The organism is Neisseria sp. CP9, from assembly GCF_047758525.1.
Taxonomy (GTDB): Bacteria; Pseudomonadota; Gammaproteobacteria; order Burkholderiales; family Neisseriaceae; genus Neisseria.
Genome location: NZ_CP180502.1, coordinates 2,366,705 through 2,382,546, shown reverse-complemented (window position 1 = coordinate 2,382,546; position 15,842 = coordinate 2,366,705). Strand labels below are relative to the sequence as shown.

16 protein-coding genes and 1 tRNA gene are annotated in these 15,842 nt (G+C 46.9%); 3 read left to right on the top strand and 14 right to left on the bottom strand.

What is annotated here, in order from left to right; translation table 11 throughout:
• Window positions 1-51: 51 nt before the first annotated feature.
• The 8 genes from ACMYUL_RS11525 to sodC form a co-directional block, all read right to left on the bottom strand.
• Complete coding sequence (locus ACMYUL_RS11525) at window positions 52-2,880, bottom strand: 2-oxoglutarate dehydrogenase E1 component (RefSeq protein WP_342031853.1); 2,829 nt, start codon at window positions 2,878-2,880, stop codon at window positions 52-54.
• A 207-nt stretch (window positions 2,881-3,087) separates the two neighbouring features.
• Complete coding sequence (gene gltA, locus ACMYUL_RS11520) at window positions 3,088-4,371, bottom strand: citrate synthase (protein ID WP_415770649.1); 1,284 nt, start codon at window positions 4,369-4,371, stop codon at window positions 3,088-3,090.
• A 117-nt stretch (window positions 4,372-4,488) separates the two neighbouring features.
• On the bottom strand, window positions 4,489-4,737 hold the full coding sequence (locus ACMYUL_RS11515) for a succinate dehydrogenase assembly factor 2 (RefSeq protein ID WP_003755557.1): 249 nt from the start codon (window positions 4,735-4,737) through the stop codon (window positions 4,489-4,491).
• A 3-nt stretch (window positions 4,738-4,740) separates the two neighbouring features.
• Window positions 4,741-5,448: a succinate dehydrogenase iron-sulfur subunit gene (locus tag ACMYUL_RS11510; protein ID WP_002241462.1), complete on the bottom strand. Its 708-nt coding sequence runs from the start codon at window positions 5,446-5,448 to the stop codon at window positions 4,741-4,743.
• A 124-nt stretch (window positions 5,449-5,572) separates the two neighbouring features.
• On the bottom strand, window positions 5,573-7,336 hold the full coding sequence (gene sdhA / locus ACMYUL_RS11505; protein ID WP_107825289.1) for a succinate dehydrogenase flavoprotein subunit: 1,764 nt from the start codon (window positions 7,334-7,336) through the stop codon (window positions 5,573-5,575).
• Between the two features lie 2 nt (window positions 7,337-7,338).
• Window positions 7,339-7,680: a succinate dehydrogenase, hydrophobic membrane anchor protein gene (sdhD, locus tag ACMYUL_RS11500; RefSeq protein ID WP_009312048.1), complete on the bottom strand. Its 342-nt coding sequence runs from the start codon at window positions 7,678-7,680 to the stop codon at window positions 7,339-7,341.
• Complete coding sequence (gene sdhC / locus ACMYUL_RS11495) at window positions 7,674-8,051, bottom strand: succinate dehydrogenase, cytochrome b556 subunit (RefSeq protein ID WP_003779309.1); 378 nt, start codon at window positions 8,049-8,051, stop codon at window positions 7,674-7,676. The genes sdhD and sdhC overlap by 7 nt, the downstream gene beginning before the upstream one ends.
• A 654-nt stretch (window positions 8,052-8,705) precedes the next feature.
• A complete protein-coding gene (sodC, locus tag ACMYUL_RS11490) occupies window positions 8,706-9,275 on the bottom strand; it encodes a superoxide dismutase family protein (protein ID WP_009312049.1) in 570 nt (189 codons plus the stop codon).
• Window positions 9,276-9,570: 295 nt separating this feature from the next.
• Here sodC and ACMYUL_RS11485 point away from each other — a divergent pair, with 295 nt between their 5' ends.
• Window positions 9,571-9,969, top strand: a complete 399-nt coding sequence (locus ACMYUL_RS11485) for a YkvA family protein (protein ID WP_003755567.1) — start codon at window positions 9,571-9,573, stop codon at window positions 9,967-9,969.
• 67 nt (window positions 9,970-10,036) lie between these two features.
• Here ACMYUL_RS11485 and ACMYUL_RS11480 read toward each other — a convergent pair whose 3' ends face one another.
• The 4 genes from ACMYUL_RS11480 to dapF form a co-directional block, all read right to left on the bottom strand.
• On the bottom strand, window positions 10,037-10,549 hold the full coding sequence (locus ACMYUL_RS11480) for a lipoprotein (protein WP_009312050.1): 513 nt from the start codon (window positions 10,547-10,549) through the stop codon (window positions 10,037-10,039).
• Window positions 10,550-10,750: 201 nt separating this feature from the next.
• On the bottom strand, window positions 10,751-11,683 hold the full coding sequence (gene cysK, locus ACMYUL_RS11475) for a cysteine synthase A (protein ID WP_003755570.1): 933 nt from the start codon (window positions 11,681-11,683) through the stop codon (window positions 10,751-10,753).
• Between the two features lie 125 nt (window positions 11,684-11,808).
• On the bottom strand, window positions 11,809-12,417 hold the full coding sequence (locus ACMYUL_RS11470; RefSeq protein WP_415770643.1) for a hypothetical protein: 609 nt from the start codon (window positions 12,415-12,417) through the stop codon (window positions 11,809-11,811).
• Entirely contained in the window at window positions 12,414-13,265 is an 852-nt protein-coding gene (gene dapF / locus ACMYUL_RS11465) for a diaminopimelate epimerase (RefSeq protein ID WP_415770641.1), read from the bottom strand. Before dapF ends, ACMYUL_RS11470 begins: the two co-directional genes overlap by 4 nt.
• A gap of 396 nt (window positions 13,266-13,661) precedes the next feature.
• Between dapF and ACMYUL_RS11460 the strand changes: the two genes are divergently transcribed.
• Together ACMYUL_RS11460 and ACMYUL_RS11455 are read left to right on the top strand one after the other, a co-directional pair.
• Entirely contained in the window at window positions 13,662-14,150 is a 489-nt protein-coding gene (locus ACMYUL_RS11460) for a NemA protein (protein WP_415770639.1), read from the top strand.
• A 175-nt stretch (window positions 14,151-14,325) separates the two neighbouring features.
• Window positions 14,326-14,401: transfer RNA gene (locus tag ACMYUL_RS11455), tRNA-Asn, on the top strand.
• A 159-nt stretch (window positions 14,402-14,560) separates the two neighbouring features.
• Here ACMYUL_RS11455 and ACMYUL_RS11450 read toward each other — a convergent pair.
• Together ACMYUL_RS11450 and ACMYUL_RS11445 are read right to left on the bottom strand one after the other, a co-directional pair.
• Window positions 14,561-14,995: a hypothetical protein gene (locus ACMYUL_RS11450; protein WP_342031003.1), complete on the bottom strand. Its 435-nt coding sequence runs from the start codon at window positions 14,993-14,995 to the stop codon at window positions 14,561-14,563.
• A gap of 159 nt (window positions 14,996-15,154) precedes the next feature.
• A complete protein-coding gene (locus tag ACMYUL_RS11445; protein WP_415770637.1) occupies window positions 15,155-15,835 on the bottom strand; it encodes a hypothetical protein in 681 nt (226 codons plus the stop codon).
• Window positions 15,836-15,842 lie beyond the last annotated feature (7 nt).

The window sequence follows — 15,842 nt, the reverse complement described above, 5'->3', positions numbered from 1 at the left end:
GGCGGGCGTTCCGTCTGAAGTGTTTCATTCGGAACGCCGCACCGTATTGCGTTACAGCGTCATTGCGTCTTCAACCAGTTGTTTCAGCTGGGTGACGTGTTTGCTCATATAGCCGACGGCTGGCGATGCGCTGCTTGGACGACCGGCATAAGACAGTTTTTGGCTTTCGCCGATAACGTCTTCCAAGCGGTGGCGGATTTGGTAGAACGCGCCTTGGTTTTTCGGCTCTTCTTGTGCCCAAACCACGGATTTCGCGTTCGGATATTTCGCCAACTCTGCACGCACCTCGTCGTATGGGAACGGATAAAGCTGCTCGACACGGACGATGGCGACATCGTTTTCCAGTTTACGCTCGGCACGGCCTGCTTCCAAATCGTAGTAAACCTGTCCGGCGCACAGAATCACGCGTTTCACGCTTTCATTGTTGCCACGCTCGGCGGTATCGCCGATGACGGGACGGAAGCGTGAACCTTCGGTAAAGTTTTCCAACGGACTCATCGCGCCTTTGAAGCGCAACAGGCGTTTGGACATGAAAATCACCAGCGGTTTGCGGTACGAACCCAAGACTTGGCGTTGCAGCAGATGGAACATTTGCGACGCTTCGGACGGCATGATGATTTGCATATTGTGTTCGGAGCAAAGCTGCAACCAGCGTTCTACGCGGCCGGATGAGTGCTCCGGACCTTGTCCGTCATAGCCGTGCGGCAGGATGGTGGTCAGACCGCAGAGACGACCCCACTTGGTTTCGCCGGATGACAGGAATTGGTCGATGGTGACTTGAGCGCCGTTGGCAAAATCGCCGAACTGCGCTTCCCAAATGGTCAGTTTGTCGGGCGCAGAGCAGGCAAAACCATATTCGAACGCCATGACTGCTTCTTCGTTCAAGATGGAGTCGATAACGAGGAATTCGCCCGTACCTTCGCCCATATTGCGCAGCGGTACATAAGTGCCGTCATCCCATTTTTCGCGTTTTTGGTCGTGCAATACAGCATGGCGGTGTGAGAACGTACCGCGTCCGGAGTCTTCGCCGGAAATGCGCACGCCGTGTCCTTTGGTGACCAGGCTGGCGTATGCGAGGGTTTCCGCCATACCCCAGTCAATCGGCTGACTGCCCGCAGCCATGCCTTTACGCGCTTCGAGCACGCGTTTGGCAGTCGGATGCAGTGCAAAGCCTTCGGGAACGGCGGTAAATTTCTCGGCAAGACGCTCGATGTCGGCAGCGGGCAGGCCGGTTTCCACATCTTCGCGCCAGTCTTTGCCTTGGTATTTGCTCCAGTCAATTTGCGTGCGTTGGAAATTGCTCAACGTCGTTTGTTCGACATGTTCGCCTTTATCCAAAGCATCGCGGTAGGCTTGGATATAGCCGTCGGCTTCTGCCTGCGTCACCACGCCTTCTGCAATCAGTTGTTCGGTGTACAAAGCACGCGCACCGGGGTGTTGCGATACTTTTTTGTACATCATCGGCTGTGTCAGGGTCGGATCGTCGCCCTCGTTGTGACCCCATTTGCGGTAGCAGACGACATCGATCACGATGTCTTTATTGAATTTTTTACGGTAGTCCAAAGCTGCTTGAATGGCGAAGCAAACGCGTTCCGGATCGTCGCCGTTGACATGGATGACCGGAGCGGAAACCATTTTCGCCACGTCGGTACAATGCACGGTCGAACGGGTGTCGCGGGTATCGGAGGTGGTGAAGCCGATTTGGTTGTTGATGACGATGTGGACCGTACCACCGGTGGTGTAGCCGCGCGTTTTGGACAGGTTGAAGGTCGCTTGGTTGACGCCCAAACCGACAAATGCAGAGTCGCCGTGAATCAATACGGGCAATACTTTGTCGCGGCCGTTTTCGCCCAAACGTTTTTGTTTGGCGCGTGCAGAACCTTCAACGACAGGGTTGACGATTTCCAAGTGCGACGGGTTGAACGCCAAAGAAACGTGCATCGGACCGTTCGGCGTAGCGATGTCGGAGCTGAAACCCATGTGGTATTTCACGTCGCCGCTAGGCAGCTTGATTTCGGCGCGGCCTTCAAATTCGGCAAACAAATCGCCCGGTTTCTTACCCAAGATGTTGACCAAGACATTCAGACGACCTCGGTGTGCCATACCTATGATGACTTCTTCGACGCCGTCTTTACCTGCGTTTTGAATGAGGTAATTCAGACCGGCAATCACGCTCTCGCCGCCTTCTACGCCGAAGCGTTTCTGACCGACATATTTGGTATGCAGGTAACGCTCCAAAGTCTCGGCAGCGGTCATTTCTTTCAGGATGCGGCGTTTCTGTTCGGCACTGTAACTCGGGGTGGACAGCACATCCTCGAAATAATTGCGCAACCAGCGGCGTTCTTCTGTATTGGGAATGTAGATGTATTCCAATGCGAGGTGACCGCAGTAGGTTTGTTTGAGGTTGCTGATGATTTGGGACAGAGGCAGCTTGCTTTGGCCGGAAAAATCGCCCTCGCCCATATTGAACTGAACCGCCATATCGGCATCATTCAGTCCGTGGAATTTGGGATCGAGGGCTTCAATGTTGCGTGGCGGGATACGTTTGAGCGGGTCAAGCTGGGCAGCACCCACACCTTGAATACGGTAAGCAGAAATCAACCGCAATACACCGACCTGTTTCTTCATCATGGCTTCATCCATACCGCCGGCAATAGCCGCTGTCGATTTGGTTTTTGCCAAATTAGCGAAGGATTCACGAATCGGAGCATGGGCGACATCAACATCCGCCGCACCGGGCTGCTTGCTTAAGTCGGTGAAATATTGCTTCCATTTCTCATCGACAGAACTTGGGTTTTCCAAGAAATTCTCATACAACTCCTCGATGTAGGGAGCATTTGAACCGAACAGATAAGAAAAATTGAGTTTTTCATCCATCATGACGCGAGCTCTTTTCTTTAAAATATAAACAAAGGGTAGAATTCCATGTGTTTCAACGGAATCCATGCCGTTTGAAATGACACTTCATTCTACCCTATTTCCAGCCAAATTACTTGTATCTGTTTCGTTTATTGCGGACAAACTCATTTAAAAAAGCTATTCGGCTTTCTCAAATAAAACTCCGACAACATATTAATATACCGATTATCAGCGTTTATCCGCCGGTACATAATCACGACGTACGGCACCGGTATAAAGTTGGCGCGGACGGCCGATTTTCAGCGAAGGATCGCTAATCATTTCATGCCAGTGCGAAATCCAGCCTACGCTGCGCGACAGAGCGAAGATGACGGTAAACATTTCGGTCGGAATGCCAAGCGCGGACAAGACGATACCGGAGTAGAAGTCGACGTTGGGGTACAGTTTGCGCTCTACGAAGAACGGGTCTTTCAGGGCGATTTGTTCCAATTCCATCGCCAGTTTGAATTTCGGACTGTCTTCCAAGCCCAATTCTTTCAGCACTTCATAACAGGTCTCGCGCATGATGCTGGCGCGCGGATCCATGTTGCGGTACACACGGTGTCCGAAGCCCATCAGGCGGTATTTACGCTGTTTCACGCCTTCCATATATTCGGCAACACGGGACACATCACCAATTTCGTCCAACATTTTCAAGACGGCTTCGTTCGCACCGCCGTGGGACGCACCCCACAGACAGGCAATACCGGCAGCGATACAGGCAAACGGGTTCGCACCTGAAGAACCTGCCAAACGGACGGTCGAAGTCGATGCGTTTTGCTCGTGGTCGGCATGAAGGATAAAGATGCGGTCGAGCGCGCGTGCCAATACGGGATTGGGTTTGTAGTCTTCACATGGTGTAGCGAACATCATGTGCATGAAGTTTTCGGAATAAGAGAGGTTGTTTTTTGGATAATTGAACGGCAGACCGTTGGAATAACGGTAACACATTGCCGCAATCGTCGGAATTTTGGAAATCAGACGGTAAATCGCGATTTTGCGGTGTTCGGGGTTCGTGATGTCCAGGCTGTCTTGATAGAACGCAGACAATGCACCGACCACGCCGACCATCATCGCCATCGGATGCGCGTCTCGACGGAAGCCGCGGAAGAACCAAGTCAGCTGTTCATGCACCATCGTATGACGGCGGACGGTATTGTCAAATTCTGCCTTTTGCTCAGGCGTCGGCAGTTCGCCGTAAATCAGCAGGTAGCAGACTTCCAAATAATCGGATTTTTCGGCGAGTTGTTCGATGGGATAACCACGGTAATACAGCAGACCTTTGTCGCCGTCGATATAAGTGATTTTGGATTCGCAGCTTGCTGTTGAAACGAATCCAGGGTCGAATGAGAATAAGCCTGTGTTTTTCGTCAGTGCGCGGATATCAACCACGTCATGACCGATGCTCGCCTCCAATACGGGCAGTTCTAAATCCTCTTGATTGGGTACGTTGAGTTTAATTGATTTGGACATATTTATCGCTCCTTTGTAGGTTGGGGCTTTCGTTGCTGCCTATGCAGCACGGTCTTTATTTTCAGACGACCTCCGTATCCTAGAAATCCGCCGAAAGGCAGGCGGATTTCCAATACGTCAAGCTTGTCTGATTTTTTCAAGCATGGGGATAAGGTGTTCCTTGTCTGTCGCCGAATGTCCGTTGATCAGGGCAAGAAGCTCTTGATCTTGAAACTCAAGGATTTCGGAAAACTCGGACAGCTCTTTATCGCTCAAATGCTCGAATTCTTTTTCCATAAACCTGCCGAAAATCAGATCTAACTCCAATAATCCTCGGCGGGTTTGAAAACGGATTTTCCGTTTGGCAATATCGTCAAAAACCATCATTTCTTAAACGGCTCGTTTCAACATAATTTCTTTAATCTTACCGATGGCACGGGTCGGATTCAAGTGTTTAGGACATACGTCCACGCAGTTCATGATGGTATGGCAGCGGAACAGACGATACGGGTCGTTCAAATTGTCCAAACGCTCGTTGGTGATGGTATCTCGGCTGTCGGCGATGAAGCGGTAGGCGTTCAGCAAACCGGACGGACCAACGAATTTGTCGGGATTCCACCAGAACGACGGACAGGCAGTCGAACAGCAGGCGCACAAAATACATTCGTACAAACCGTCCAGCTCTTTACGCTCTTCCTGAGTTTGCAGGCGCTCTTTGTCTGCATCGATGGGATTATCATTGACGACGTAAGGTTTGATGGAGTGGTATTGCTTGAAGAACTGGGTCATGTCCACAATCAGGTCGCGGATGACAGGCAGACCGGGCAGCGGACGGATTTTGACGGGCTGTTTCAAGCCGCGTAAATCAGTCAAACATGCCAAGCCGTTTTTGCCGTTGATGTTCATACCGTCAGAACCGCAAATACCTTCGCGGCAAGAACGGCGGAAAGACAGGGTATCGTCTTGCGCTTTCAGGCGCACCAGCGCGTCCAAAAGTTTGACGTCGGTAGGTTCCAGTTCCAACTCGTAACGTTGCATATAAGGTTTGGCATCAACGTCCGGATTGTAACGGTAAATTTCAAAACTCATTTTTTCCATGAGAAGTGTTCCTTTTCTCATAAACCGCCTGATGGTTTTATGTTATGGGTTCAGGCTGTTCAGTGTGGTGGTGTATTTGATTTTCAGACGACCCCTTGTGATACGGAGGTCGTCTGAAAACGCATCAGTAAACGCGCTTGGCCGGTTTGATGTATTCCACGCTCAAAGGCTTGGTGTGTACCGGTTTGTAGGACAAGGTATTGGTATCCGAATGATACAGCGTGTGTTTCATCCAGTTTTCGTCATCGCGCTCAGGATGGTCGTCTGAAGCGTGCGCGCCGCGTGATTCTTTCCGTGCTTCAGCAGACACCAAAGTCGCTTTTGCCACTTCAATCAGGTTATCCAATTCCAAAGCTTCGATACGCGCGGTATTCCACACTTTGCTCTTGTCTTTGATTTCAGTACGTTTCACGCGCTCGGCAATCGCCATGATTTCTCGAACGCCTTTGCTCAGAATCTCATCAGTACGGAACACGCCGGCGTGCAGTTGGACAGAGCGTTGCAGCTCGCGACGCAACGCATCAACGTTTTCACCATCAGTTTGATTATCCAAACGTTCGATACGTTGGCGGGTCAGCTCGCCCGCATCCGCAGGCAGAGGTTTCCAATCGCTTTGCTCTTTGATGAATTTAATCATGCTGTCGCCGGCAGCTTTACCGAATACCACCAAGTCAAGCAGGGAGTTGGTACCCAAACGGTTCGCACCGTGCACGGAAGCACAAGCGCACTCGCCCGCTGCGTACAGACCTTTCACCGGCACTTCATATTCATCGCCTTGCGGAACAACGACTTCACCATGATAGTTGGTCGGAATACCGCCCATCATGTAGTGGGTAGTCGGCACGACGGGAATCGGGTCTTTAATCGGATCGATACCGGCAAACTGAATGGAAATCTCACGGATGCCCGGCAGTTTTTCCATAATTTTTTCGGCACCGATATGGTCGATTTTCAGCAAAACATGGTCTTTGTTTTTGCCGCAACCGCGACCTTCGTAGATTTCCATCGCCATTGCGCGAGAAACCACGTCGCGCGAAGCCAAGTCTTTTACGGTCGGTGCATAGCGTTCCATAAAGCGCTCGCCGTCGGCATTCAACAGAATACCGCCCTCACCGCGCACGCCTTCGGTAATCAACACGCCTGCACCTGCCACACCGGTCGGGTGGAATTGCCAGAACTCCATGTCTTCCAACGGAATGCCTGCACGAGCGCAAATACCCAAACCGTCGCCGGTATTCATATAGGCATTGGTAGAAGACGCATAAATACGACCGCCACCGCCGGTAGCAAACATCACAGCCTTAGCATGGAAAATGTAAACTTCGCCGGTTTCCATTTCCATAGCGGTAACACCGACGACATCACCATTCTCATCACGAATCAAATCTTGCGCCGTCCATTCCACAAAGAATTGCGTATTGGCACGGACGTTTTGTTGATACAGCGTATGCAGCATCGCATGACCGGTACGGTCGGCAACCGCGCAAGCACGTTCTACCGCGCGCTTGCCGTGTTCGGCAGTATGCCCGCCAAAAGGACGCTGATAAATTTTGCCGCTTTCCACGCGGTCAAAAGGCATACCCATGTGTTCCAACTCAATCACCGCTTCAGGCGCGGCGCGACACATAAACTCAATCGCGTCTTGGTCGCCTAGCCAGTCAGAACCTTTCACGGTATCGTACATGTGCCAGTCCCAACGGTCTTCTTGCACATTACCCAGCGAAGCAGAAATACCGCCCTGCGCCGCTACAGTATGCGAACGGGTCGGGAACACTTTAGACAAAACGGCACAATTCAGACCGGATTTGGATAATTGGAGGGCTGCGCGTAAACCTGCACCACCACCGCCGACAATCACGGCATCAAACTTGCGAACAGGAAAACCCATACTTACCCCCAAATTACTTTAACTGAATACACCAAGCAGCCGACCAACCAAACGATGGTGGCAACCTGCAAAAACAAACGCACACCGAAGGGTTTGATATAGTCCATCCACAAATCGCGGATACCCACCCAAGCGTGCAAAAATACGGCGATAAAGCTGACCTGGGTGAACACTTTCACCCAAACTTGATCGAAAAATACCTGCCATGCCGAATATTCTTTAGGCAGGGTAAACAGAATCACTAAAAGTGCGACGGTATAAATCAACATGATAACCGCAGTCGCACGCTGCATCGCCCAATCGCGCAAACCGTAATGGGCACCGGTCAATTTACGCTCTACCATAACAACGCTCCCAAAACGACGGTCAACACCAAAGCGGCGGCAAACACCAATTTGGCAGTATTGCGCGCAGTATTCAGCTCAAGGCCTTTGTGTGCATCTAAAAATAAAAAACGGATACCGGCGAGAAAATGGTGCAGATAAGCCCACAACACGCCGATTAAAATCAACTTGACCAAAGGATTGGAAACGATGGCACGGTAAGTTTCAAACGCCGACTCGCGGCTCAACGTACCGGACAGGAGATACAGCAAAACGGGAAGCATTATAAATAATCCTACCCCGCTGATGCGGTGCAAGATGGAGACAATTCCCGGTATAGGCAACCGTATATTGGGAATCTCCAAAAAGACAGGACGCGGTTTGACGGACATAGCCAGTTCCTCTGTATTTTTTTATCAGCTCAAAACCAATAACTCAAATTACATCGAGTTACATAAACTATAATTTACCTGTTTTATCCGATTTTGAACAGTCTAATTTATAAACAATCTAATAAATTTTACCAAAAAACATCATAAACTGTACCAATAACAATAAACATCTCTATTAATACTTAAACCAACATTTTTTCCACTACCGCTTAATCAGTTTCGCACAATCTCACACCATCAAAATAGTATTAATATCCTGTTTCTTGTGATAAAAATATGAATTAATATCATTTACTAACGCATCCACAAGAAAAACAGCCATAACCTTATGGGATAAAACGTTGCATTCAAAACAAAATTTCAACAGGCAACTTTTCAGACGACCCTCTTATTTTTCTATTACAAAACTGCAATATTTTAGTGAATATAGATTTGCGTCATACTTCATATCGATGGTGTGATTTCTACTAATGCCTTCAAAAAGACAGCGCTGCAACCATAGCGGAATGATACGGGCTTCAGACAAACAGCTGATTGACGCTATTCATAAATTAAATGACATAGCTGAAGTGCTGAAGTAGATCTCATTGCAAATAAAAGTGCGGTTAAAACGTTCAACATTTTTAACCGCACTTTTTGTTTCTAACAATTAACCTATTTAATCACACCACACGCCATGCGTGCACCGCCACCACCAAGCGGAGCAGGATGATCGGAATGATTGTCGCCACCAACGTGGATCATAATAGAATGACCACGAACTTCATTAAGGTGTTTGATGCGTGGCGCAAGAACCGGATTGGTGGCTGTACCATCGTGTAATACGGTTAATGCAGGCAAATCGCCTAAGTGGGCATCATCTTGCCATGGGAAACCGTGTTTTTTGGTTTCTTTCGGATCCCAGTGGCCGCCGGCGCCCAAGCCTGCAGTCAGTTTACCGTCTTTTTCTTTCGGCTCACAGCTTGGGTTTTGATGAATGTGAAAGCCATGCAGTCCAGCTTCTAATCCGCTTAAGTTTGGAGTAAAGACCAAACCGTACTTGGATTCGGTAATCGTTACAGTGCCTACATCTTTATTACCATTAACCGGGTCAAGTTGTTGCACTTTCACTTTAATAGAAGCACCGGCAGGTGTCATGTGGTCATGTTTGTGTTCATGCGCATTAACCACTCCCGCAGCACAGATTGCACTGATACCAACAGCTACGAGTGTTTTAAATTTCATTTATATCTCCTTTTTATGTCAAATTTATGTCAAAGCCCCTTTGTATTCTAAACAAAATGGGGAGTAAATCGAGTATTTTTAAGATGTTATTAGCTATCAAAGCCATTTGATTTTTCTATCTTTTCCACTAATCGAAATAATATTTATTTATAATATGAAACAGCTACGATAAAGAAGTAGTCAACCATAATTTTTGCCTCGTTTAGGCAAAACTGACATTTCTTTGCCTTACTCCGTTTTATACTTTGCCCGCATTACGGCAAACCCTTCCCACTCAATTACTGTGAGGCTTGTTATGAAACATTCCGAAGAAAAACAATACACCCAGTCTTCCGATCCGGAAAACTTTATCCCCAAATTCAGAAGGCGCAATTTGGATAAAACAGGTTTCCTCAATAAACTCGCCCGTTTTGCAGGTCGGTTGGGCGAGCCCATCGTACGCCAGTTGTATGCGCTGTATTATCTTTGGGACTCCCCTCACACCCCCAGACGCGCCAAAATGATTATCGTCGGCGCATTGGTTTACTTCCTCAGCCCTATCGACAGCATTCCCGATTTGCTGGGTCCTTTGGGATTCAGCGATGACATTGCCGTCATTACTTTGGTGTACAGCCAGATGAAAACTTATCTGACGGAAGACATCAAAGAGCGAGCAAGACTGGCAACCGAGAAGCTGCTGCGTAAAACATCATAAATATCGACATCCAAAACAAAAGGTCGTCTGAAAATTTTCAGACGACCTTTTGTTTGAAATGAGAAACTTATTTCAACGGAGTCATATTCATCACTTCCATCAGGAAGTTGGTAAACGCCGGATTGGAAGGTTTGTTGCCCATATTTTTCCAGCGTTGCTGCCATCCGCGCAAAGCGTTTTGAATATACAGCTTAGATTGTTCGGTATTGATTTCGCCTCGTTGGCTGTCAACGGCAGAACGCAGATAAACCTCATATACGCTGTCATCCACGACATTGCGACCGACAAGCTGAATGCGGAACTTGTTCAGATATTGCGCAGCTTGAACTTTGGTCATTTTTCCTTGGCTGACTTGATAGCTCAAACGCGTTGCCTCGTCGCGGATTTTTGAAACATCACTCCAATGCGAAGAAGCCAAACTGAACGCTGTAGGTTTTTCAGCCTTAGTTGCTTTAACGTTAGGCTTAACATTAGTCGGACGGACAGGCACTTCTTGCAAACTTGGGACATAAATGGTCTCACAACCGGCAAGTGCCGCCAACGCAAATAAGATGGGGATATATTTTTTCATGTCTACCATTATAATCAGGATTATCCAGATAACCAAATTCTATATCAATCTGACTTTTTCTGTTGACTGAATTACAACAACTTTCGCCTTACATTCCAATCTTTACACGATATGGTGGTTTAAATCCATTTTTGCGCCACACCATGCCGCAAGACCGCAAAAAAGACCGCCGAAGCGGTCTTTTTTATCACTCATGTTCTCTCAACTCTACTATGCCAAATCGGCAAACAGAGGCGTAGAAAGATAGCGTTCGCCATAAGAAGGCAGCAGCACGACAATCAGTTTGCCTTCATTTTCAGGCTGTTTGGCAAGCTGCAGCGCGCTCCATACTGCCGCACCGGAAGAAATACCGACCAAAATACCTTCTTTTTCCGCCATCGCGCGGGCGGTTTCAAACGCCGCTTCGTTCGGAACTTGGGAAACGCTGTCATATACCTTGGTATTCAACACGGTAGGGATGAAACCGGCGCCAATACCTTGAATCGGGTGCGGACCTTTTTCACCACCGCTCAACACCGGAGAAGCTTCCGGCTCGACGGCAACGACTTTGACTTCGGGTTTGTATTTTTTCAACACTTCGCCCACGCCGGTAACCGTACCGCCCGTACCGACACCCGCCACAAAAATATCGACTTTACCGTCGGTATCGCGCCAAATTTCTTCGGCGGTCGTTTCGCGGTGGATTTGCGGGTTCGCCTCGTTATCGAATTGGCGCGGCATAAAATAAGTATCGGGATGCTCGTCCACCAAGGCTTGGGCTTTTGCAATCGCACCCGCCATACCTTCAGATGCTGGAGTCAAAATCAATTCCGCACCGAACGCACGCAACAGCATTTTGCGTTCTTTACTCATACTTTCAGGCATCGTGATTGCCAGCTTGTAGCCGCGCGCCGCGCACACCATTGCCAAACCGATACCCGTATTACCGCTGGTTGCTTCCACAATTACGGTATCTTTACCGATTTTGCCCGCTTTTTCAGCAGCTTCGACCATCGCTTCGGCAATGCGGTCTTTCACGCTGCTGCCGGGATTGAAAAATTCCAGTTTGACAGCGATTTCGGCTTTCAAACCTTCAGTCAGACGGTTTAATTTGACCAACGGGGTGTTGCCGATCAGCTCGGTGATGCTGTTTGCAATCTTCATTTTCTACTCCAGATTTTGATGTGATATGACCTGTATATTAAAGACAGGTCGTCTGAAAAACCAATATCGAATATTTCTTTCTTTATAACTTTTGGTTGTTTGGCTTGATTCGCAAAATTTTTTTCTTAATGAAGCCCAATTTCTCCGACCAAAGCTCCTGTTACCATAACCTGCATGACCAAAGCCATCAGCCAGCCCAGCCTGAGCTGCGCTTTACTGAACACCGCAGGCGACTGCTTGGCAATGCTTCTGCGGTGCAGATAAAAAACGGTCATGATAACAAACTGCAAAATAAACCAATAAACAGGCTTGAGCGCATACAATTTCAACAAAGCCGGAAACGTAAAAGCCAAAGAACGTCCCGGCAGCATAAAATACAATATCGCGGCAATCGACACAAAAGCCAAAGTCATCAACACATTGCTGACAGCAAACACACTCAAAAACGGATGCCGTAAGTCCGCCTGCCAAAAATCAGTATCCGCCTGCTTTTTCCAATGAAAAGCAAAGAAAAACACACTGGCAAAAGTCAGATAAAAATGCGGGACAAACAACGGACCGACATGTGTAATCCCCCACATTCCCGGCAAAAGCTGCGATCCCAAAATCGACACACTCAGCCACAAAACGACCGAAGCCCAAAACCACTGGAACATTTCAGCGCGGAAAATCAATCCAAAAAACACCAGTCCATAAGCAACAACGGCGAGAAAATCCAAATTCGTCCAAATCATGAATACTGCAACTCGCCTTCAAATACCGTTTGAACAGGCCCGGTCATCAAAACGTCCTCACCATGCGACCAAGTAATAAACAAATCCCCGCCCGGCAGCGAAACCTTCACAGGCACGCCTTCTGCCAGCAGTCCCAAACGAACGCCGGCAACCACGGCCGCACAAGCCCCCGTACCGCAAGCCTGAGTTTCACCCACGCCGCGTTCAAATACGCGCAGGCGGACAGATTCCCTATCGACAATCTGCATAAAGCCGACGTTGACACGTTCCGGAAACTGTTCGTGCGACTCAATGGCTTCGCCCCAATGAGCCACGGGTGCAGTCTGTACATCCTCAACCACAATCACAGCATGAGGATTGCCCATATTCACACAACTGACCTGTACCGTCTCCAATCCGACCATCACCATATGCGTCAAAGCATCATCTGCTTCGTCAGGAACCGGCACAAACGGGATTTCAGACGACGTAAAGCGCGGTTTGCCCATATTCACAGTAACCAAACCATTATCCAACAGCTTGGGAATAATCACACCCTTAGCCGTTTCAACCAAAATTTCCTTTTTATCGGTCAAGCCTTTATCCGCTACAAATCGGGCAAAACAGCGCGCGCCGTTGCCACACTGCTCCACCTCGCTGCCATCCGCATTAAATATACGATAACGGAAATCTACTGCATCAGAAGACGGCTTTTCCACCAGCAGCAACTGATCGAAGCCCACCCCTCTAAAACGGTCAGACCATTCGGCAAGCGGCGCAGTTAGCGGATCAAAATCCTGCCCGATACCGTTTACCACCATAAAATCATTGCCCAAACCGTGCATTTTGGTAAATTTCAAGGTTTTCATTGTTTTTCCAGAATTCGTTATTGATCAAATAGCGACCAAATACCCAAATCTTCTCAAACTTTGATAGCGTTACCCCATCATCGTAAGGTCAGTTTTACCGAAAACGCCCCTTTAATTTACAAAAAATCCGTCTAAAGGGTCGTCTGAACGGCATTCTACACTATATATATGCTATATCGCAGATTTTCCCGATTTCATACCGCTGCCCTCATTATCTATACAGCCTTAATTCCTCTTTCTTCCACCTTTATCAAAACTAACGTCCTTCACTGTATAAAAACGATATAATTCAATAAGAAAAGTCCCCAACCGTAAGCTGTCCGACGAAAACCACGCCTTCCCGTTACCGCCTGCAATCAGGTTCATTTTCACTCCTACCCATAGCGAGGAAATGCCATGAAACACTCAATCCCCCTCATTCTTCTCTCTTCCACACTCTGCGCCTGCACCGCCGGCACACCCGGCATGTCCATCGGTTTAGGCATAGGAACAGGCATCGGGCGCCATGTCGAACTAGGTACTTCCGTCAACATACCGATTGCCTTAGACAAAAATAAAACCGCCCCAAACAACACAGGCGGCATCAATATTATTGACGAACAAATCGTAACTTATTTCGATACACACGGCAATCCCAGCAACAGCGCTGTCAAAGGCGGCTACTACCGCCAGCTGAAAAACAAACGCGGCGATCAATATACCGTACAAGATTTTTACAGCGACAACAGCCGGAAGCGGACAGACCCCTTTATTTTAAGCCGCAACCAACTGATGCAATTCCGCGCTACACCAAACGACGGCTCACTCACTACATACGCCTATAACGGCGCCGTAATGCAACACCAAGAGTTCCGCAACGGCAAGCTCGTCAGTGCAAAATATTAGACAGAATAGTGCCCTGACAGACCAACCGCACCTGCTGCCATTTACGCCTATTGATTTCCGACACAACTATTCACAAAATAAATACTTTTAACATTCAAATATTTGTAACATTACTACCCTTCATCTGAAAAATACTATTGACACTTTTTTTTCAGACGATATAATGCACCCCTATTCCCCGATAGCTCAGTCGGTAGAGCGACGGACTGTTAATCCGCAGGTCCCTGGTTCGAGCCCAGGTCGGGGAGCCAAATTTTAAAAGCCTGAACACAATGTTCAGGCTTTTTTGTTTACTGACTCTACTTTAACTTCTTCAGCATTCTTCTTCGGTACTTCCCCAATCCAAACATCCTTGTACTTGTATTCCATACACACTAAACATGAATAGAAACTTGGATGCCCTCAATAGCCTAATAAATAGATATTAAATGAAGCACACCCTGAGCACTCACATGAATAAAAACATTATTTTTTCTAAATACATATATTGATGCATTCTTCCCACATTGCCAATCGTACTTTTCAGCAAAATTTAGCCAGTCATCAATACTTGAGAATTCTGAAAACAAATCATTTAAAACTACGGATTTGGCATCTCTGTTCTCGAAATTTATCTGCATACAGATTATTTTTTTATTTTCTAACAAGAACATTATATTTTCATAAGTATCTAAAAATATTTTTGACTTTTTAGAAGTCCTCATAGGGTTTAATACAAAACCCTTGATCTCTTGGCAAATATCTTCTTGATCATCCCCTACATGAAGCTTACCAACCCTTCCGCTTTCAACAATATCACTAACTAAATACAATTCACATCGATTCATCACCACTTCCTCACGCATAAATTTAGTCTGATACCCACTAAAACTTTTTAATCGACAACCTTATCTATATCGATATCAGAAATTTTCAATTCTTCTAATAAACCCAGGTCGTCTGAAATTTTTCAGACGACCTTTTTACAGTCTTTTGTGTGTATCAAACAATACATATAAAATTTATTAAACAGGGGTATATCTAGGCAAAGAATTTATCTCCGTAGCCATCCATTCCTTGGATGTGATTAACCTTGTCAATCCAACAGGCAGAAATTCCAAATACTCCAACTTCAAATCATTAGCCTTTTGTCGAAATTTTTCTGAAACGATCAAAGAACATTTAGTCTCATGTTTAATATCAAATAAATCGTAATCACAATTCTCCAAAATGCTCATTTTGATTAATTCATCAACTCCATAAATCTGCTCATATTCGCATTCTTTTAGGTTTACAACATCTTCTAGTTCTAACTTATCTGTTGTCATCGCATAATAAGCTCGATTTGATATGATATTTCTTGTTTTTCCGTTCATATATTTTACAGGCTTTATTTGTAAAATATTTGTCTTCATTCCATCCAAACACCGCATAAATTCTTCAGTAATGATATAAGTGTATTCAGATAAGCTACGTACTGGATAGTCATATTCCCTTAAATTAGAGACCAAAATAAGATTATCAGGAAGTATAATTTTTTTACGCTTCCGTGTTATCCCAGCATACCAAGGAAGAGAACCATATTCCACTTTAAAATCGTTCAGTTGGAAGGAGGGGAGCAACTCCTCTGGCAATAGATAATTGTTGTAAAAACCAACCCCGCAAGGGATGTTGTGACTAATAGTCAAATAATAAAATTTCATCATTGAAAAT